Source organism: Aquibacillus koreensis, from assembly GCF_025154055.1.
Lineage (GTDB): Bacteria > Bacillota > Bacilli > Bacillales > Amphibacillaceae > Aquibacillus_C > Aquibacillus_C koreensis.
In genome coordinates, this window is the sequence record NZ_JAOALK010000061.1 from 12,159 (window position 1) to 29,719 (window position 17,561).

Here is a 17,561-nt window from a genome sequence, read left to right on the forward strand (position 1 = left end):
TGCATTTATATTTTGGAGGTGCAAAAATGGCAGAAATAAATAAAATACAAATCCCACTTCTTCCGCTAAGGGGGATTCTTGTTTTTCCTACCATGGTACTACACTTAGATGTTGGTAGAGATAAATCTGTGAATGCTTTAGAAAAAGCAATGATGGATGATCATAAGATTTTTTTAGCAGCACAAAAAGAAAGCGCCTTAGATGAACCAGGCGCAAAGGATATATACCGTATCGGAACTTTAGCAAAAGTGAAACAGATGTTAAAGTTACCAAACGGAACCATTCGTGTTCTTGTAGAAGGCGTTCATCGTGCCGAGATCGTTCAATTTTTGGAAGAGGAAGAACAATTCTTGGTTGAAGTGCAAGAATTTGAAGAAGTGCACGGCAATAAAAATGAAGAAGCTGCACTTATGCGCTCCCTGCTAGATCAATTTGAGCAATACATAAAAGTATCGAAGAAAATCAGTCAGGAAACATTTGCGACTGTTACGGATATCGATGAGCCAGGGCGGTTGGCTGATATAATTTCTTCTCACTTGTCATTAAAGTTAAAAGACAAACAAGAACTACTGGAAACAGAGGACGTAAAAAAACGACTACAACGTTTGATAAATTTTATAACAAATGAAAGAGAAGTATTGAATTTAGAGAAAAAAATTGGGCAACGTGTCAAAAAGTCCATGGAAAAAACGCAAAAAGAATATTATTTAAGAGAGCAAATGAAAGCCATTCAAAAAGAATTGGGTGACAAAGACGGCAAGTCAGGTGAGGTTGCTCAACTTAGAGAAAAAGTGGAAAAGTCTGGTATGCCAGAACGTATCACTAAAGTGGCTTTTAAAGAACTAGATCGATATGAGAAGGTACCACAAAGTTCAGCAGAAAGCTCGGTTATTCGTAATTATATTGAGTGGTTATTAAATTTACCTTGGACAACGGAAACCGAAGACAATCTAGATATCAATCATGCGGAAAAGACATTGGACGAGGACCATTATGGTTTGGAAAAGGTAAAAGAGCGTGTTCTAGAATATTTAGCCGTTCAACAACTAACACAATCTTTAAAGGGTCCAATACTTTGCTTAGTAGGTCCTCCAGGAGTAGGGAAAACATCATTAGCCAAATCGATTGCCCGGGCAATAAATCGTAAGTTTGTTCGTATCTCATTGGGCGGTGTAAGAGATGAAGCTGAAATCAGAGGTCACCGCAGAACTTATGTGGGGGCTATGCCAGGTAGAATTATTCAAGGAATGAAAAAAGCAGAAACGATTAACCCTGTTTTCTTGCTTGATGAAATCGATAAGATGGCAAGTGATTTCCGTGGGGATCCTTCCTCAGCAATGTTAGAGGTATTGGATCCAGAGCAAAATAGTACGTTTAGTGACCACTTCATTGAAGAGACATATGACCTGTCTAAAGTAATGTTTATTGCTACAGCAAATAATTTAGGATCTATACCTGGGCCTCTTTTAGATCGTATGGAAGTTATTTCTATCGCTGGGTACACAGAGCTTGAGAAATTATATATTTGTAAGGAACATTTGTTACCTAAACAGATAAAAGAAAATGGACTATCAAAAGGGCAGTTACAATTACGCGATGAAGCATTAGTCAAACTAATACGGATGTACACGCGTGAAGCGGGCGTTCGTGGCTTAGAGAGACAATTAGCTTCCTTATGTCGTAAAGCCGCAAAAATTATCGTGTCTGAAAATAAGAAAAAAGTGGTCATTACGGAGAAGCAACTGGAAACAATGTTAGGAAAGCCGAGATTCAGATATGGTATGATGGAGCAAGAAGATCAAGTTGGTGCAGCAACCGGTTTAGCATACACTGCAGCAGGAGGAGATACCTTATCTATAGAGGTTAGTCTTTCACCAGGGAAAGGAAAGCTAATCCTCACAGGTAAACTAGGAGATGTCATGAAAGAGTCTGCACAAGCTGCATTTAGTTATATTCGCTCTCGGGCAAATGAACTAAATATAGATCCGGATTTTCATGAAAAAAATGACATCCATATTCACGTTCCAGAGGGGGCTACACCGAAGGACGGCCCATCTGCAGGTATAACAATGGCTACGGCACTTGTTTCTGCTTTAACAGGTAGAGCAGTGAAAAAAGAGGTCGGAATGACCGGTGAGATTACACTTAGAGGAAGAGTGCTTCCAATTGGTGGATTAAAAGAAAAATCATTAAGTGCACACCGAGCTGGCATTTCCACGATTATACTACCAGCTGATAACGAAAAGGATTTAGAAGAAATTCCTGATAGTATTAAAAATGAATTGAACTTTATTTTAGTTGAACATTTAGATAAAGTATTAGAGCATGCTTTAGTGGGGGAGAAACATGAAAGTAACTAGTGCTGAGATTGTGATTAGCGCAGTCTCGAAAAAACAATATCCACCTGGTCATCTTCCGGAAATAGCATTAGCAGGAAGATCGAATGTAGGGAAATCTTCTTTTATTAATAAGATGATTAATCGTAAGAGTCTAGCAAGGACTTCATCAAAACCAGGAAAAACGCAAACACTTAATTTTTATATTATCAATGACGTTTTTCATTTTGTTGATGTTCCTGGTTATGGTTATGCCAAAGTATCGAAAAAGGAAAGAGAAGCTTGGGGAAAAATGCTGGAAGAATATTTCATCGAACGTGAAAATCTAAAAGCAGCTGCCCTTATTGTAGATATAAGACATAAACCAACTGTGGATGATGTGGCAATGTATGAATTTCTTAAGCATTATGACTTGCCAGTTATTATCATAGCCACTAAACTTGATAAAATCGCAAAGAATAAGAGAGAAAGTCATATAAGACAAACTAGAATGGGATTAGATTTAGACCCAGATGACATCATCATTCCTTTTTCATCAGAAACAGGTGAAGGTAAAGACGTAGCATGGAGAGCAGTTGAGCATTATATCAAGCAATAAAAAAAAGCAACCAGTGGTTGCTTTTTTTAATGATCTTTAGGTGCTATTTTGCATAGTAGATACAAAATGCGGCGTAACGATCATAGTCTCTTTTGAGCTTGGCGGCTAAGAGATCCGTTATTTTCATAAAATCTTAGCCTTTATGATTTTAACGGCTACCTGAGCCCTTATTTGCCTTGATTTTATTGATTTCGAAGGCGTTTAGTGAAAATAGCGTACTGTATAGCCGATCAGATGGAAAATCGGCCCAAAATAGGTAAATAAGGTCTCTCACAGCCGCTTAAAAATTGTATTCCCAAATTTTGTGGCGCATTCTATACATTTGCGAATAATTAACGTTACTTTCCTTTTTTAAATAGTATAAACCCACCAATAACAATGAGTAATACAGGCCAAAATTGCTCTATGATGCGTCTGAATGGATCCATCCAGGAAAACCAAGCTAGTTGTTCAGGTAAAAGAATAACACCGAGACCGATTACTAAGAATAGTATAGCAGGGAATAATCCGGATTTTGTTTTATGATATGTAATGAAAAATGCAAAGGACAAGATTAATGGATACATACCCCAATGATCTATCCAAAAAGAATAATAGGCAAGTCCGTGAAAATGGAGACCAAGACCAATCATAATCGCCCCGGGGAATAAATTTTTGTAATCTTTGGTAATATAACTATAAATAAGAAAAACAAGTCCTAAAATAATAAGTAGTGTTGTCCATGAATAGAAGTTAGTAAAAATAGGTAATCTTAATTGTTGAATGAAGAAATAGGCGCCAATTGCAATCAACACAAATCCGATAAAAGTATATTGTCTTTTCATGTTTCCTCCTAGATTAAAATAATTATTAACTAGTATTGATTTCTTGATTGTACAAACTTAATATGTTAAAGTACTTTTATGAATAAAGGCAGTGGCTACGTGACAGGTACAATTTTATCATAGATTGTCATAGAAATTTCGAAAAATAGTCAAATATCACTTCTGTTCTCGTGTTATAATAGGACAGGTATGGATTTCAGGCCATGTTTTGGGGGTAGATATTGTGCATATACTAGTGGTGGGTATAAATTATAGAACCACCCCTGTAGAAATTAGGGAGAAGCTCACATTTCAAGAAGATCAAATTGTTGAAGCGATGAAAGCTTTAAACAATGAAAAGAGTATCTTAGAAAATGTGATTATTTCAACATGCAATCGTACAGAGATATATGCGGTTGTAGACCAACTTCATACAGGGCGTTATTATATAAAAAGATTTTTAGCCGAGTGGTTTCATATAGATAAAGATTTATTCTCCGCACACCTTTCATTCTATGAGAATGATGGTGCAGTGGAACATTTGTTCAGGGTTACAAGTGGTTTGGATTCCATGGTTGTTGGTGAAACACAAATACTTGGACAGATGAAACATGTGTTTCAACTTGCGCAACAAACAAAAACAACTGGTACGGTTTATAACGAGTTATTTAAACAAGCGATTACGTTTGCAAAGCGTGTACACAAAGAGACAGAAATTGGCGAAAATGCTGTTTCCGTTAGTTACGCTGCAGTCGAATTAGCCAAAAAAATATTTAATGATATTTCTAGCAAACATGTAGTAATTCTGGGTGCTGGAAAAATGGGTGAACTAGCTGCCAAGAACTTACAAGGTTCAGGTGTTAGTAAAGTAACAGTTTTAAACCGCACTTTTGAAAAAGCAGTAACACTTGCCAAGCAATTTAGTGGTGAGGCTAAAAGACTGGATGAATTGTCAGAAACGTTAAAGGGAGCAGATATTTTAATCAGTTCTACAGGCGCAGACAATTACGTCTTAACAAAAGAAACGCTTGAAAAGATTCATAAACAGCGAAAAGGGCGTCCGTTATTCTTAGTGGACATTGCTGTGCCAAGAGATTTAGACCCTGAACTAGGTAAATTAGAAAATGTGTTCTTATATGATATAGATGATCTACAAGGAATCGTTGATGCAAATGTGAAGGCTCGTAAAGAAGCATCAGCAGAAATAGAGTTAATGATTGAAAGTGAAATTGTACTATTTAAAGAATGGTTACAAACGTTAGGTGTTGTACCTGTAATCTCTGCTCTAAGAGAACATGCTTTATCTATTCAAGCTGAAACAATGAAAAGCATCGAACGTAAAATGCCTGACTTAACAGACCGAGAAAGAAAGGTCCTTAGTAAGCATACGAAAAGCATCATTAATCAGTTATTAAAACAACCGATCCTACAGGCAAAGGAAATAGCTGCAGAACCTAATTCTGAAGAGTCGCTACAAATGTTTATGCGTATATTCGGTATTGAAGATATGGTGCAGGAAGAGTTAAAAAAACAAGATCCTGATAAAGTAATCTCATTTGAGAAAAGTGGGGTCATTCCATTCTCATCACTAAAAAATGTATCAACACGTTAATCGTACAACCTTTATGAGGAAAGGATTTCACTATGCTTGAAATAGGATGGCTAGTTGAACTTATCTTAATTATATATGGAATAAGTGTGATGGGATATTTTATTGACTTTATACAACATAACCGGAAGGTGAATCGACTTGCCTTCTGGTTACTTACTATGGTTTGGGTTCTACAAACCATTTTTTTAATTTATCAATTCTTTTCAAAAGCTAATTTCCCCGTGTTGTCCGTCAATGAAGGGTTATTTTTTTATGCTTGGATCTTAGTAACCTTTTCTTTAATTATGAATCACTTTTTAAAAGTTGATTTTTTAGTTTTTTTTACAAATGTCCTTGGATTTTTTATGGTGGTATTGCATATTGCGATTACTTCAGGAAATGAAGGTGGAGTTCGTGGGGAAGCAATTGTTGGAGAGATATTAATCGCTCACATTACCCTTGCGATGCTATCTTATGGATTCTTCACGCTTTCGTTTGTATTTTCAGTCATGTTTCTACTACAATATAGATTATTGAAGCAGAAAATAGGTTACAAGTGGTTGAAAAGATTTGGTGACCTAGAACGTCTTGATCAATGGTCGTTTCAAACAATAAAAATTGCCTTACCAACCCTATTGCTATCTATGATATTAGGAATCGTATGGGCGTATTCATCTGGAGCGGAGTTTTATTGGTACGATATAAAAACGGTAGGTTCTATTATTGTATTTATTGTTTATAGTATCTATCTATCTTTACGACTAGGAGCCCGATATCAGGGGAAATCGATATCGTTATTTAATACAGCAGCTTTTCTCTTCTTGTTAATTAATTATTTCCTATTTAGTACATTATCAAAATTTCATATATAAGAATGGTTCAGGAGGATAAATCAATGAGAAAAATAGTAATTGGATCAAGAAAAAGTAACTTAGCACTTACACAAACAGATTGGGTAATTGATCAATTGAAAAAGTCCGGAGCTCCATATGAGTTTGAAGTGAAAAAGATTGTCACAAAAGGTGATAAGATTTTAGATGTTACCTTATCAAAGGTTGGTGGCAAGGGATTATTTGTAAAAGAAATTGAACAAGCAATGTATGACCATGAAATTGATATGGCTGTACACAGCATGAAAGATATGCCTGCAGAAGTGGCAGAAGGATTAATGATTGGCGCTATCCCTGTAAGAGAAGATCACCGCGATGCATTTATCTCGAATGGTAACGTTGCGCTTAAAGATCTACCAAGTGGTGCAATTGTAGGTACAAGTAGTTTACGTAGAGGTTCTCAAATTTTAGCAGTAAGACCGGATCTTGAAATAAAATGGATTCGAGGAAATATTGATACAAGACTTAAAAAGTTAAAAGAAGAAAATTATGATGCGATTGTTCTTGCTGCTGCAGGACTGATTCGTGTAGGCTGGGGCGATGATCTTGTCACGGAATACCTTGAGCCTGAAGTATGTGTACCAGCAGTAGGTCAAGGAGCACTAGCGATCGAATGTCGTGAAGATGATACAGAATTATTAGACGTATTAGCAAAAATTAATCATGACTATACAATCAGAACAGTAACTGCGGAACGTAAATTCCTTCACCTATTAAATGGTGGTTGCCAAGTACCAATTGGTGGCTATGCTTATTTAGATGGCGAAGAAATTGTATTAACTGCATTAGTGGGTACACCTGATGGGAAGACAATCTTAAAAGAAGTTGTACGTGGTACGGATCCGGAAGCAGTAGGTAAAGAAGCTGCAGATCGATTAAAACAACAAGGTGCACAAAAGATTGTTGATGATGCAAAAGAGGAGCTTGACAAGTAATGTCTCGACCATTATCAGGAAAAAGAATCCTTGTCACACGTGCGAAAGAACAGACGAAGGAGTTTTCTGAAAAAATGAAAGAAGTCGGTGCAATTCCCGTAGTTGTGCCGCTTCTCCATATTCGTCCAACGTATAGCAATGACAATCGTGTTATATTTCAAAACCTTCACGATTTTACATGGATTTTTTTCACAAGTGCGAATGGCGTGAAATTTTTCTTTCAACAGTTATACGAATACGGATTTGATAAGAACTGGTTATCGCCATTACAGATAGCGGTAGTTGGTGATAAAACTGAAATGATGTTAAACCACTACGGTTGTACGGCTGAATTTAAGCCTCGTGATTTTAGTGGAGAAGCAATGATGGAGGAATTTTTAAAGGATGACCGAAGCAACGAACGGATCGTTTTAGCTTGCGGAAATCGTTCGCGACAAGAAATTCCTTGTGCACTTGAGCAACATGACATATTTTACAAAAGATTAATCACATATGAGACACTAATTAACGCAGATGATTCTACGTTACTTGAGGAATACATAGCTAGTGGTGAAATAGATATATTCACTTTTACTAGTCCATCAGCAGTAGAGGCACTTCATCGTCTAATAAATACAACGCTATTTGAAAAAATTGCACGAGAGCATTTATGTGTATGCATTGGTTCCACAACCGAAAAAAAGGCACTTGAACTCGGGTTGAAGCAAGTGTTGGTTCCGGATACATTTACGATTGAAGGTATGCTACAGGTGCTAATTGATTATTATAAGGCGAAAGGATAAGGTGAAAAGATGAAAGAACTTTTATTCCAAAGACATCGTAGACTGCGCTCATCTGAAAGCATGAGAGCAATGGTAAGAGAAACGCAACTTTCGACAGACGACTTAATTTATCCTATTTTTGTTGTGGAAGGGAATAATATTAAAAACGAGGTAGGTTCGATGCCTGGTGTGTATCAGGTTTCCTTAGACCACCTATCTGTGGAATTGGAAGAACTAGTTGATTTAGGAATCCGATCCGTTCTATTATTTGGTGTTCCAAAAGATAAAGATGAGGTAGGCACACAAGCTTATTGTGAAACTGGTATTGTCCAGGAAGCAATTCGTAAGATTAAAAAAGAATTCCCTGAAATGCTTACAGTAGCTGATACTTGCTTATGTGAGTACACTTCGCATGGGCACTGTGGTGTGATTAAAGATGGTGACGTCTTAAATGACGAGTCCCTAGAATTAATTGTACAAACAGCAGTATCACAGGCTAAGGCGGGAGCGGACATTATTGCTCCATCTAATATGATGGATGGATTTGTAGCAGCAATTCGCAAAGGATTGGATGAAGCGGGTTTTGTAAATATACCAATCATGTCCTATGCCGTTAAATATGCTTCTGCTTTTTATGGTCCATTTCGAGATGCAGCAGGAAGCGCACCACAATTTGGCGATCGCAAAACGTATCAGATGGACCCAGCAAATCGTTTAGAGGCTTTACGCGAAGCAGAGTCCGATGTTCGTGAAGGAGCAGACTTTTTAATCGTGAAACCAGCTCTGTCATACATGGATATTATGAGAGATGTTAAAAATAACTTCCATGTTCCGGTTGTTGCTTATAATGTTAGTGGTGAATATGCAATGGTAAAAGCAGCAGCACAAAATGGGTGGATTGATGAGAAAAGAATTGTTTTGGAAAAATTAACATCGATGAAACGTGCAGGAGCAGATATTATTATTACATACGCTGCAAAAGATGTAGCAAGATGGTTGAGTGAATAAAAAAAGAAGGGATGATGACCGTGGCAAATTATCAAAACTCGATGGATGCATATAAAGAAGCCGTTGATCTTATGCCTGGTGGTGTCAATTCACCTGTACGTGCATTTAAATCGGTGGGAATGAACCCGATTTTTATGGAACGAGGCAAAGGATCAAAGATTTTTGATATTGATGGAAATGAATACATTGATTATGTCCTAAGTTGGGGTCCACTTATCTTAGGTCATGCGGATAATCGTGTGGTATCGAAACTAAAAGAAGTTGCAGAAAATGGGACAAGCTTTGGTGCCCCAACTTTATTAGAGAATAAATTGGCGAAGCTAGTTATTGACCGTGTTCCATCGATAGAAATGGTGAGAATGGTTAACTCCGGTACAGAGGCAACAATGAGCGCGCTTCGTTTAGCGCGTGGTTATACTGGTCGAGATAAGATCCTAAAATTTGAAGGTAATTATCATGGACATGGTGATTCTTTATTGATTAAAGCTGGATCTGGAGTCGCAACGCTTGGATTACCAGATAGTCCTGGTGTACCTGAATCAGTTGCTAAAAATACAATCACTGTACCTTACAACGATATGGAAAGCGTGCGCTATGCGTTTGAACAATTTGGTGATGATTTAGCAGCAGTCATTGTAGAACCAGTTTCAGGTAATATGGGAGTAGTTCCACCAAAAGACAACTTCCTACAACAATTACGTGATATTACCGAACAAAATGGAACTGTCCTTATTTTTGACGAGGTAATGACCGGTTTCCGTGTTGGGTATAACTGTGCCCAAGGTCATTTTGGCGTAACGCCTGACCTTACTTGTCTTGGAAAAGTAATTGGTGGCGGTTTACCAGTTGGAGCATACGGTGGTAAACGCGAAATTATGGAAAGAGTAGCTCCTGTTGGTGATATCTATCAAGCGGGTACACTTTCTGGGAATCCACTAGCAATGACTGCAGGGTACGAAACGCTTGTAGCACTCGATAAAGAGGCATATGAGCAAATAAACAAGCAAGCAGACCGCCTAGTAGAAGGCTACCAACAAGCTGCTGAAGAATTTAATGTACCACTACAAGTAAATCGGGCAGGCTCTATGGTTGGCTTCTTCTTTAACAGTGAAGAAGTATTTAACTACGAAACTGCAAGTAAATCAAATTTAGATCATTTTGCTAGTTATTACCGAACAATGGCAGACGAAGGTGTATTTTTACCACCATCTCAATTTGAAGGATTATTTTTATCCACTGCGCATACAGATGAAGATGTTGAAAAAACCATCGCAGCAGTTCGTACTGCTTTTGCTAAACTATCAAAATAAATAATATGTAAACCTCCCGCATAACATGATATGCGGGAGGTTTTTTCGTCTATACAAGGTTCTGAAGGTATTTATTAATACATAGTAATCATAAACTGTGCAGCAATTTCTCGACCCGCTTCACAAGTGAAATTGGCTCCCTTTCCGAGGAGGAATCACGAAAAATCCCAGAACCCGGATTTTTCTAAGTTCAGATTCCTCTTGCGGGCACGGCCTCAACTAACTCAGTCACAGATGTTTTGGTGGGCCGAGTAACCGCAGGCCCAAAGTGCGTTCCTGAGTGGATCTTCGGCTCGCGCTGTTCCCGCAGGATAAGGAATGCTTCAGAGAATCTACATCGCACGAAGGAAATGCGATCTTCATTTCCGAGGAGTGTCGCCAATTTCACTTGTTTCGCTAGTAACAGTAATAAAAAGTTATTGTCTATACTACTAATTTTAAGTGTAAGTCCAAACAACTGTAAGTAAAGTACATAAAATTGTAGTTCTTTCTCTTAAGAAGAGGGATGTAACCTAGATTCCATTAGGCTAGTGGAGGAAATACACGTAGACTCCTGTGGGATCTGCGAGACAGGCGAGACCCTGCAGGAGCAAAGCGACGAAGCGGCTCGGCGCTCGCCCCACGGAAAGCGGAGTGTATTTCCGGAACGGTAGAGCAGTATTATCATCTTTAGTTACTGTACAGTATGGATCTACTACGAAATATATTTATTTCTTAAGTACAAAAAATGCTTACTGCAACAAATAGGGATGGTTTCAAGCTTCTTTGCATATTTTAGAAATTTTTTCATATATTTGAGTTGAGGACAATGTACGAATAGCTTGTTGATTTTGAGGGGAGGAATTCGTCTTGACCTATGGAGATGAATCAGTGTTTACTTTTGACTTAAACGAGTCGTTGTGGTTTAAAAGAGGACAGGAAGTGGATGAGATCATGGGAATCTCACTTGAACCTGAGATATCTATTCAAGAATTTGATGATTTTGTCTCTGTTCGTGGTGTCATTGAACTTAAAGGGGAGTATTTCCAGGTAAAAAATGAATTGATTGAAGATGAAGAGCAGATTTTGTCATTAAGGGATCATCCTTCGCAACGTACAGTTGACCGTGTAGAAAGCTATGAAGATGGTGTGAATGAATTCTTTCATAACTTTCCTGTAGAAGTTACGATACCAAAGTACCGAATCGATAGTTTAGATGACGTCTTAGTGGGTATCGATTCTTTTGACTACGAATTACCGGAAAATAGTCAATTAATCTTGCACGCTACAATTGGAATCCACGGGGTAAAAGAAGATGTGCCTAATCGCTATGAATCTGGGGTAGATGATGAGGAAGATGATTTGCCAACACAACCTTTAGAAGATAGCTTTTCGTTTGATGTGAAAGATTCTGAGGAAGAAGATAGCTCTGAACACTTAGATCTATTAAATGAAGAGGCAAGACCATCGCTTCATGATGAGTCAGAAGCAGAACCCGAGCCGGAACTTTTATCAGAGGTCGAGAAAGAGCCTGAACTAGAAGCAGAATCGAGACCAGAACCGGAACTTGAGCAAGAATCAGAACCTGAAGCTGAACCTGAACCTGAAGCCAAAACGGAGCCAAAGGCAGAAAAAGAAAGATGGAAACATAAGAAATCGCAATCTCTTGCTGAGTTTTTTGGGAGTTCAGTAGAGAAGAAGATCCATGCAGAAGAAGATGCAGTAGAATCACCAGGGTATGAATCAAGTGAATCAAGTTTCATATCATTTTCTTCCCAAGCATCAGATGATGGTGATTATGACGAATCTGTGGAATCAAGAGAAGGAAAAGTAGAAACGGATTATCTGATAAATATTTTTGCTGACAAAGAAGAAGAAAACAACTATTCTCGCCTGAGAATATATATTGTACAGGAAGAGGATACATTAGATTCGATTGCAGAGCGCTACCATCTATCACCAATGCATATTTCAACAACAAACAAACTAGAATCTGATGATCTTGCAGAAGGACAAATCTTAAATATACCAATTAGAGAAAAAAGTAAATAAAGGTTATGTGTAAAGGAAATTAGGAGAAATCAGTTTAATAGACGAAGAGCTTGAGGTAAAGTTAGCGTGTGAGATAAAGCTTTTACTAATCCGTTTATTAAGGGAATGATAAGAAATTATCCCGTTACAAGTACTCCTAACACGAAAAACATGTAATCCCTTGCCACACAAAAGTGACAAGGGATTTTATTTTAATGAGGATAGAACTATTATAGTGATTTTCTGAGCTTATCTTTGCTAAAAGGAAGGTGTCCTATGATTCCCACCATTATGAGGCTTTCCTCACATCGTTGATTATAGCACAGATTGTTTCATTTCTATTTTTGGAGTTGATATAAATGACAAATGTGAAGCGCTTATTACAAGCTTATCAAATTAAACCCACAGAAATCACCTCTATTACGAAGCGCTTATATAAAATTCAAAGCCATCAATATACATTTGCGTTAAAACGTGCAAGCATTCCCCGCGATCGATTGAATATATGGCAAAAAGTTTATCAGATGGGTAATCAACATCAACTTTCTTCTATTTTGCCCGTGTATTTAACAAAAAAAATTCAAATTTATGAAGAGCACGAGAAAGAAATTTATTACCTAACGCCTTGGAAAGAAAAAAAAGAAAGTGATGAACCGTCACATGAAATTGAATCCTTTTATCGTTCTATCGGAAAAGTGCATAACCAAACAAAAAAAGAGCAAACTGTTCAAGTTGATCAACTTGAACAATTTGTCTCTAAAGAAAAGCAACTAATAGTACAGTACCGTCAAAAATTACTTCGCTACGTAGAAAGATTTGAAAAGAAGCACTATATGTCTCCATTTGAGTTAAGAGTGTGTATGCAATATAGGGATTTAGATTACCTATTTCGTCAGATCGACTACTGGTATGATTACTATTTAGAGGATATCACGCAGGAAAAGATTGCATTCTTATCATTATGCCATGGTAATTTACGTCGATCCCACCTTATCTATCAAAGCAGTGAGACATATTTTGTGAATTGGGAACATGCCTTCTTAGGAAGTTCAATGAATGATTTAGCTGGTTACTATTATAATGAATTTAAATACCATGACTGTTATTTAAGTGACATGATGGAGTCATTCTCTGTTTATGAAAAATATAATTCCCTTCTACAAAGCGAAAGAAGCTTATTAGCTGTTATCCTTTTGAATCCTAAGTCCTATGTTCATCTAATTGAAAGATATGCAAAAGGGAACTTATCAAGCATAGAACCTTTTCAAATCCGTAGATTAGAGTATAACTATCGTCGGCTCATGCATGGTTTAAGTTTCCAAGATTTTCTATATCGCACAAGGGAAGCGATAAAAGAAAAAGAAATGGAGTCTACTGACTAAATCCATTCCAGGAAAAATGCTAGATATAAACCAATAAAAATACCGAGTAATAAGACATCAAAGGTAGTCGGAAAAAATATAGTTCTAAGTCCTTGGAAAATGACGATTGGTAGTAAGCATCTTTCTATCACTAATAACCAATATCTCAGCCAAGGCGGAAGTCGATAACGGTAATATCGTGCCATCGTTACACCCCTTTGTAATTAAAATTTATAGGATAAAAGTAACCAAGCGCCAGTTTTTCTCTAGGGCGCTTTTTCTCTTTTGTAACCGCTTTTGGTGTATTGTATGTCGATTAGGCAAGATGGTGCATAAAAAACTACATCTTATTTACATCTAATGCTCAGTAGATGTAAAATGCGAAGTTATTTTAAAACGTTTATTAAAAGCTAGGTTAACGCGTAAGAAAGAGTTGGATTCGAACGCGTCAGAGAGCGAGCCATGAGATAACACGTAAGAAAGAGTTGGATTCGAACGCGTCAGGGAGCGAGCCATGAGATAACACGTAAGAAAGAGTTGGATTCGAACGCCTCAGGGAGCGAGCCATGAGTTAACACGTAAGAAAGAGTTGGATTCGAACACGTCAGAGAGCGAGCCTTGAGTTCACGCGTTAGAAAGAGGTGCAGTCCATAAGCTAACGCTTAAGAAAGTAGAGCTTCCTACAAAGTCAGAGTTGACTCTGAAAGAGCTTGTTCAATTACCATTTGATTATTCAGTAATATTTAGCTAAGTTACTTACGTCGAAGTTTATGCGAACAGTGCCATAGTACCCTTGGCAGAAAAATCAATTACATAGGAAAAAATAATAAATCTATTGACTTATTTATGTTTTTTTGGATAAAATAGCAACTATACAAATGCTCTATTGTCTAAAATAACATGGATAAATGCAGTGAAGAGGAAGAGTACAGGATAAATACCTTTAGAGAGGGAAATCATCAGCTGAAAGATTTCCTAGGATCGTTTGTTTTGGAATGTCGCCTTGGATGCAGCTTCTTTGAACATGAAGTAGAAGAAGCCGGTAACAATACCGTTAATTATTTTGAGTGTACCTCCACATTTTTGTGTGAAAGTGTGTAGGTGAACAAAGGTGGTACCACGGAAATAATCCTTTTCGTCCTTTACGGATGAAGAGGTTTTTTTGTTGTCTACAGACTACGCCATCCAAGTTCTTGTTATTTTAGTTGTTGATAAAGGAGGAAGATGAAATGGAAGAAAATAAAGAAATATCTTTACCCCCAAAATATGATCCAACCGCAGTAGAAAAGGGTAGGTACGATTATTGGGTGAACGGTAAATTTTTTGAAGCAGAACGTGATGAAAAGAAAAAACCTTTTACCATTGTGATCCCGCCACCTAACGTAACGGGTAAGCTTCATATCGGTCACGCGTGGGATACAACATTGCAGGATATTATCACGAGAATTAAGCGTATGCAAGGCTACGATGTACTGTATCTTCCAGGTATGGACCATGCAGGAATTGCAACGCAAGCAAAGGTAGAAGCGAAACTACGTGAGCAAGGCGTTAGTAGGTATGACCTTGGGAGAGAGAAATTCCTGGAGAAAGCGTGGGAATGGAAGGATGAATATGCTGCATTTATCCGTGCGCAGTGGGAAAAGTTAGGGTTAGGTTTAGACTATTCTCGTGAACGTTTTACCCTAGATGAAGGGTTATCTGATGCGGTTAAAGAAGTTTTTGTTAAGCTATATGAAAAAGGGCTTATCTACCGTGGTGAATATATAATCAACTGGGATCCAGCGACGAAAACAGCATTATCTGACATCGAAGTTATTCATGAAGAAGTACAAGGGCATTTCTATCATATGAAATATCCGCTTAAGGATGGCGAAGGTCACATTGAAGTAGCCACTACTCGTCCAGAGACGATGCTAGGTGATTCGGCTGTTGCTGTTCATCCTGAAGATGACCGTTATAAGCATTTAATCGGTAAAAAAGTAATACTTCCGATTGTAGGAAGAGAAATTGAAATTGTAGCAGATGACTACGTTGATATCGAATTTGGATCTGGTGCCGTTAAAATTACACCAGCACATGATCCAAATGACTTTGAAATTGGTAACCGTCATAACCTAGAGCGAATTCTAGTAATGAATGAAGACGGAACAATGAATGCTAAAGCTGGAAAGTATAAAGACATGGACCGTTTTGAATGCCGAAAACAAATCGTGAAAGACTTACAAGACCAAGGTGTACTTTTCAAAATTGAAGAGCACATGCACTCGGTAGGTCACTCAGAAAGAAGTGGAGCAGTAGTTGAGCCATATCTTTCTACACAATGGTTTGTTAACATGCAACCACTAGCGGATGCAGCAGTTGAATTGCAAAAACAAGATGATGATACAAAGGTTCACTTTGTTCCGGATCGTTTTGAAAATACGTATTTACGTTGGATGGAGAATACGCGCGATTGGTGTATTTCTCGTCAACTATGGTGGGGTCACCGCATTCCTGCATGGTACCATAAAGAAACAGGTGAAGTGTACGTTGGTAAAGAAGAACCTGCTGACCTTGAAAATTGGGAACAGGATAATGACGTATTAGACACATGGTTCTCCTCTGCATTATGGCCTTTCTCTACATTAAATTGGCCAGATACAGATAACGAAGAGTTCAAACACTTCTTCCCGACCAATGTACTTGTAACAGGTTATGACATTATTGGATTCTGGGTTTCTCGTATGATTTTCCAATCACTTGAATTCAATGATATCCGTCCATTCGAAGATGTTTTAATTCACGGATTAGTTCGTGATGCGGAAGGCCGTAAGATGAGTAAATCACTTGGTAACGGTGTCGACCCAATGGATGTTATTGAAAAGTATGGCGCTGACTCCTTACGTTATTTCTTATCTACGGGTTCAACTCCAGGTCAAGACTTGCGCTTCCAATGGGAAAAAGTAGAATCTACATGGAATTTTGCTAATAAAATTTGGAACGCTTCTCGATTCGTTATTATGAATCTAGAAGATTTAAAGTACGAAGACATTGATTTAACTGGTGAAAAATCAGTTGCGGATAAATGGATTCTAACGCGTCTAAATGAAACAATCGAACAAGTGAACAGAAACGTAGATAAATATGAGTTTGGTGAAGCTGGAAGACATTTATACAATTTCATCTGGGATGACTTCTGTGACTGGTATATCGAAATGGCAAAACTTCCGCTATATGGGGAAGACGAGACTGCAAAACATACAACTAGATCTGTGTTAGCGTATGTATTAGATAACACGATGCGCATGTTGCATCCGTTTATGCCATTTGTGACAGAAGAAATCTGGCAACATTTACCTCATGAGGGTGAGTCGATTACAAGAGCATCTTGGCCTGAAATTAGAAAAGATCTGCATGACACACAAGCAGCTAATGAAATGCAACAATTAGTAGCGATTATCCGCGCAGTAAGAAACATTCGCGCAGAAGTTGACACGCCAATGTCTAAAGAAATCCAACTTCTGATTCAAGCGAAAGATGACAGGACTGTTAGCCAGTTGGAACAGAATCGTCATTATTTAGAACGTTTCTGTAATCCAAGTGAGTTGACGATTGCAACGGAAGTGAAAGCGCCGGAAAAAGCAATGTCAGCAGTTATTACGGGAGCAGAATTATTCTTACCGCTTGAAGGTTTAATTGATGTCGATAAAGAAGTTGCGAGACTAAATGCTGAGTTAGAGAAACTGAACAAAGAAGTAGATCGAGTACAGAAGAAGCTATCTAATGAAGGCTTTGTAAGTAAAGCACCTGAGAAAGTAGTAGAAGAAGAAAAACAAAAAGAAAAAGATTATATCGAAAAACGGTCAAAGGTTGAAGCGAGAATAAAAGAGCTTCAGTCATAAGAGTAAAGAAAAAAACGTGGAACATAATTTGTTCCACGTTTTTGTTGTTATTAACAAAATTTCCTAGATGTGTTATC

The 17,561-nt window shown here is 37.7% G+C and carries 13 protein-coding genes and 1 other annotated feature; of the genes, 11 read left to right on the forward strand and 2 right to left on the reverse strand.

Going from position 1 to position 17,561, the window contains the following annotated elements:
* The first annotated feature begins 26 nt into the window (after positions 1-26).
* Positions 27-2,360 carry an endopeptidase La gene (lon, locus tag NYQ66_RS19475; protein ID WP_259871921.1) on the forward strand — a complete coding sequence of 778 codons (2,334 nt, stop codon included), beginning with the start codon at positions 27-29 and terminating at the stop codon, positions 2,358-2,360.
* Positions 2,347-2,934 (forward strand): ribosome biogenesis GTP-binding protein YihA/YsxC, encoded by a 588-nt coding sequence (gene yihA, locus NYQ66_RS19480; RefSeq protein WP_259871922.1) that lies wholly within the window; start codon positions 2,347-2,349, stop codon positions 2,932-2,934. The genes lon and yihA overlap by 14 nt, the downstream gene beginning before the upstream one ends.
* Before the next feature lie 338 nt (positions 2,935-3,272).
* Here yihA and NYQ66_RS19485 read toward each other — a convergent pair whose 3' ends face one another.
* Positions 3,273-3,758 (reverse strand): LiaI-LiaF-like domain-containing protein, encoded by a 486-nt coding sequence (locus NYQ66_RS19485; protein WP_259871923.1) that lies wholly within the window; start codon positions 3,756-3,758, stop codon positions 3,273-3,275.
* Positions 3,759-3,981: 223 nt separating this feature from the next.
* Here NYQ66_RS19485 and hemA point away from each other — a divergent pair, with 223 nt between their 5' ends.
* The 8 genes from hemA to NYQ66_RS19525 all read left to right on the forward strand — a co-directional run bounded on the left by hemA (position 3,982) and on the right by NYQ66_RS19525 (position 13,624).
* Positions 3,982-5,349 carry a glutamyl-tRNA reductase gene (gene hemA / locus NYQ66_RS19490; RefSeq protein ID WP_259871924.1) on the forward strand — a complete coding sequence of 456 codons (1,368 nt, stop codon included), beginning with the start codon at positions 3,982-3,984 and terminating at the stop codon, positions 5,347-5,349.
* A 32-nt stretch (positions 5,350-5,381) separates the two neighbouring features.
* Positions 5,382-6,200 (forward strand): cytochrome C assembly family protein, encoded by an 819-nt coding sequence (locus NYQ66_RS19495; RefSeq protein ID WP_259871925.1) that lies wholly within the window; start codon positions 5,382-5,384, stop codon positions 6,198-6,200.
* A gap of 23 nt (positions 6,201-6,223) precedes the next feature.
* Positions 6,224-7,153: a hydroxymethylbilane synthase gene (hemC, locus tag NYQ66_RS19500; RefSeq protein ID WP_259871926.1), complete on the forward strand. Its 930-nt coding sequence runs from the start codon at positions 6,224-6,226 to the stop codon at positions 7,151-7,153.
* Positions 7,153-7,935, forward strand: a complete 783-nt coding sequence (locus NYQ66_RS19505; protein ID WP_259871927.1) for a uroporphyrinogen-III synthase — start codon at positions 7,153-7,155, stop codon at positions 7,933-7,935. Before hemC ends, NYQ66_RS19505 begins: the two co-directional genes overlap by 1 nt.
* 9 nt (positions 7,936-7,944) lie before the next feature.
* Entirely contained in the window at positions 7,945-8,922 is a 978-nt protein-coding gene (gene hemB / locus NYQ66_RS19510) for a porphobilinogen synthase (protein WP_259871928.1), read from the forward strand.
* A 14-nt stretch (positions 8,923-8,936) separates the two neighbouring features.
* Positions 8,937-10,232, forward strand: coding sequence for a glutamate-1-semialdehyde 2,1-aminomutase (hemL, locus tag NYQ66_RS19515; protein ID WP_259871929.1), 1,296 nt, complete (start codon positions 8,937-8,939; stop codon positions 10,230-10,232).
* A gap of 849 nt (positions 10,233-11,081) precedes the next feature.
* On the forward strand, positions 11,082-12,263 hold the full coding sequence (gene spoVID / locus NYQ66_RS19520) for a stage VI sporulation protein D (RefSeq protein WP_259871930.1): 1,182 nt from the start codon (positions 11,082-11,084) through the stop codon (positions 12,261-12,263).
* Between the two features lie 338 nt (positions 12,264-12,601).
* A complete protein-coding gene (locus tag NYQ66_RS19525) occupies positions 12,602-13,624 on the forward strand; it encodes a protein kinase family protein (protein WP_259871931.1) in 1,023 nt (340 codons plus the stop codon).
* On the opposite strand, the gene NYQ66_RS19530 is transcribed toward NYQ66_RS19525, so the two are convergent.
* Positions 13,621-13,809, reverse strand: coding sequence for a hypothetical protein (locus tag NYQ66_RS19530; RefSeq protein ID WP_259871932.1), 189 nt, complete (start codon positions 13,807-13,809; stop codon positions 13,621-13,623). The genes NYQ66_RS19525 and NYQ66_RS19530 overlap by 4 nt on opposite strands.
* 698 nt (positions 13,810-14,507) lie before the next feature.
* Positions 14,508-14,749 (forward strand) — a binding site (T-box leader).
* An 83-nt stretch (positions 14,750-14,832) separates the two neighbouring features.
* Between NYQ66_RS19530 and NYQ66_RS19535 the strand changes: the two genes are divergently transcribed.
* Positions 14,833-17,484, forward strand: a complete 2,652-nt coding sequence (locus NYQ66_RS19535; protein ID WP_259871934.1) for a valine--tRNA ligase — start codon at positions 14,833-14,835, stop codon at positions 17,482-17,484.
* The last annotated feature ends 77 nt before the right edge of the window (positions 17,485-17,561 follow it).

Bases quoted from the DNA above. Each gene is read 5' to 3' on its own strand.
- NYQ66_RS19525 (WP_259871931.1), top strand. From the start codon at position 12,602: ATGACAAATGTGAAGCGCTTATTACAAGCTTATCAAATTAAACCCACA.
- NYQ66_RS19505 (WP_259871927.1), top strand. From the start codon at position 7,153: ATGTCTCGACCATTATCAGGAAAAAGAATCCTTGTCACACGTGCGAAA.
- yihA (WP_259871922.1), top strand. From the start codon at position 2,347: ATGAAAGTAACTAGTGCTGAGATTGTGATTAGCGCAGTCTCGAAAAAA.
- lon (WP_259871921.1), top strand. From the start codon at position 27: ATGGCAGAAATAAATAAAATACAAATCCCACTTCTTCCGCTAAGGGGG.
- NYQ66_RS19535 (WP_259871934.1), top strand. From the start codon at position 14,833: ATGGAAGAAAATAAAGAAATATCTTTACCCCCAAAATATGATCCAACC.
- NYQ66_RS19495 (WP_259871925.1), top strand. From the start codon at position 5,382: ATGCTTGAAATAGGATGGCTAGTTGAACTTATCTTAATTATATATGGA.
- NYQ66_RS19530 (WP_259871932.1), bottom strand. From the start codon at position 13,809: ATGGCACGATATTACCGTTATCGACTTCCGCCTTGGCTGAGATATTGG.
- hemB (WP_259871928.1), top strand. From the start codon at position 7,945: ATGAAAGAACTTTTATTCCAAAGACATCGTAGACTGCGCTCATCTGAA.
- NYQ66_RS19485 (WP_259871923.1), bottom strand. From the start codon at position 3,758: ATGAAAAGACAATATACTTTTATCGGATTTGTGTTGATTGCAATTGGC.
- hemC (WP_259871926.1), top strand. From the start codon at position 6,224: ATGAGAAAAATAGTAATTGGATCAAGAAAAAGTAACTTAGCACTTACA.
- hemL (WP_259871929.1), top strand. From the start codon at position 8,937: ATGACCGTGGCAAATTATCAAAACTCGATGGATGCATATAAAGAAGCC.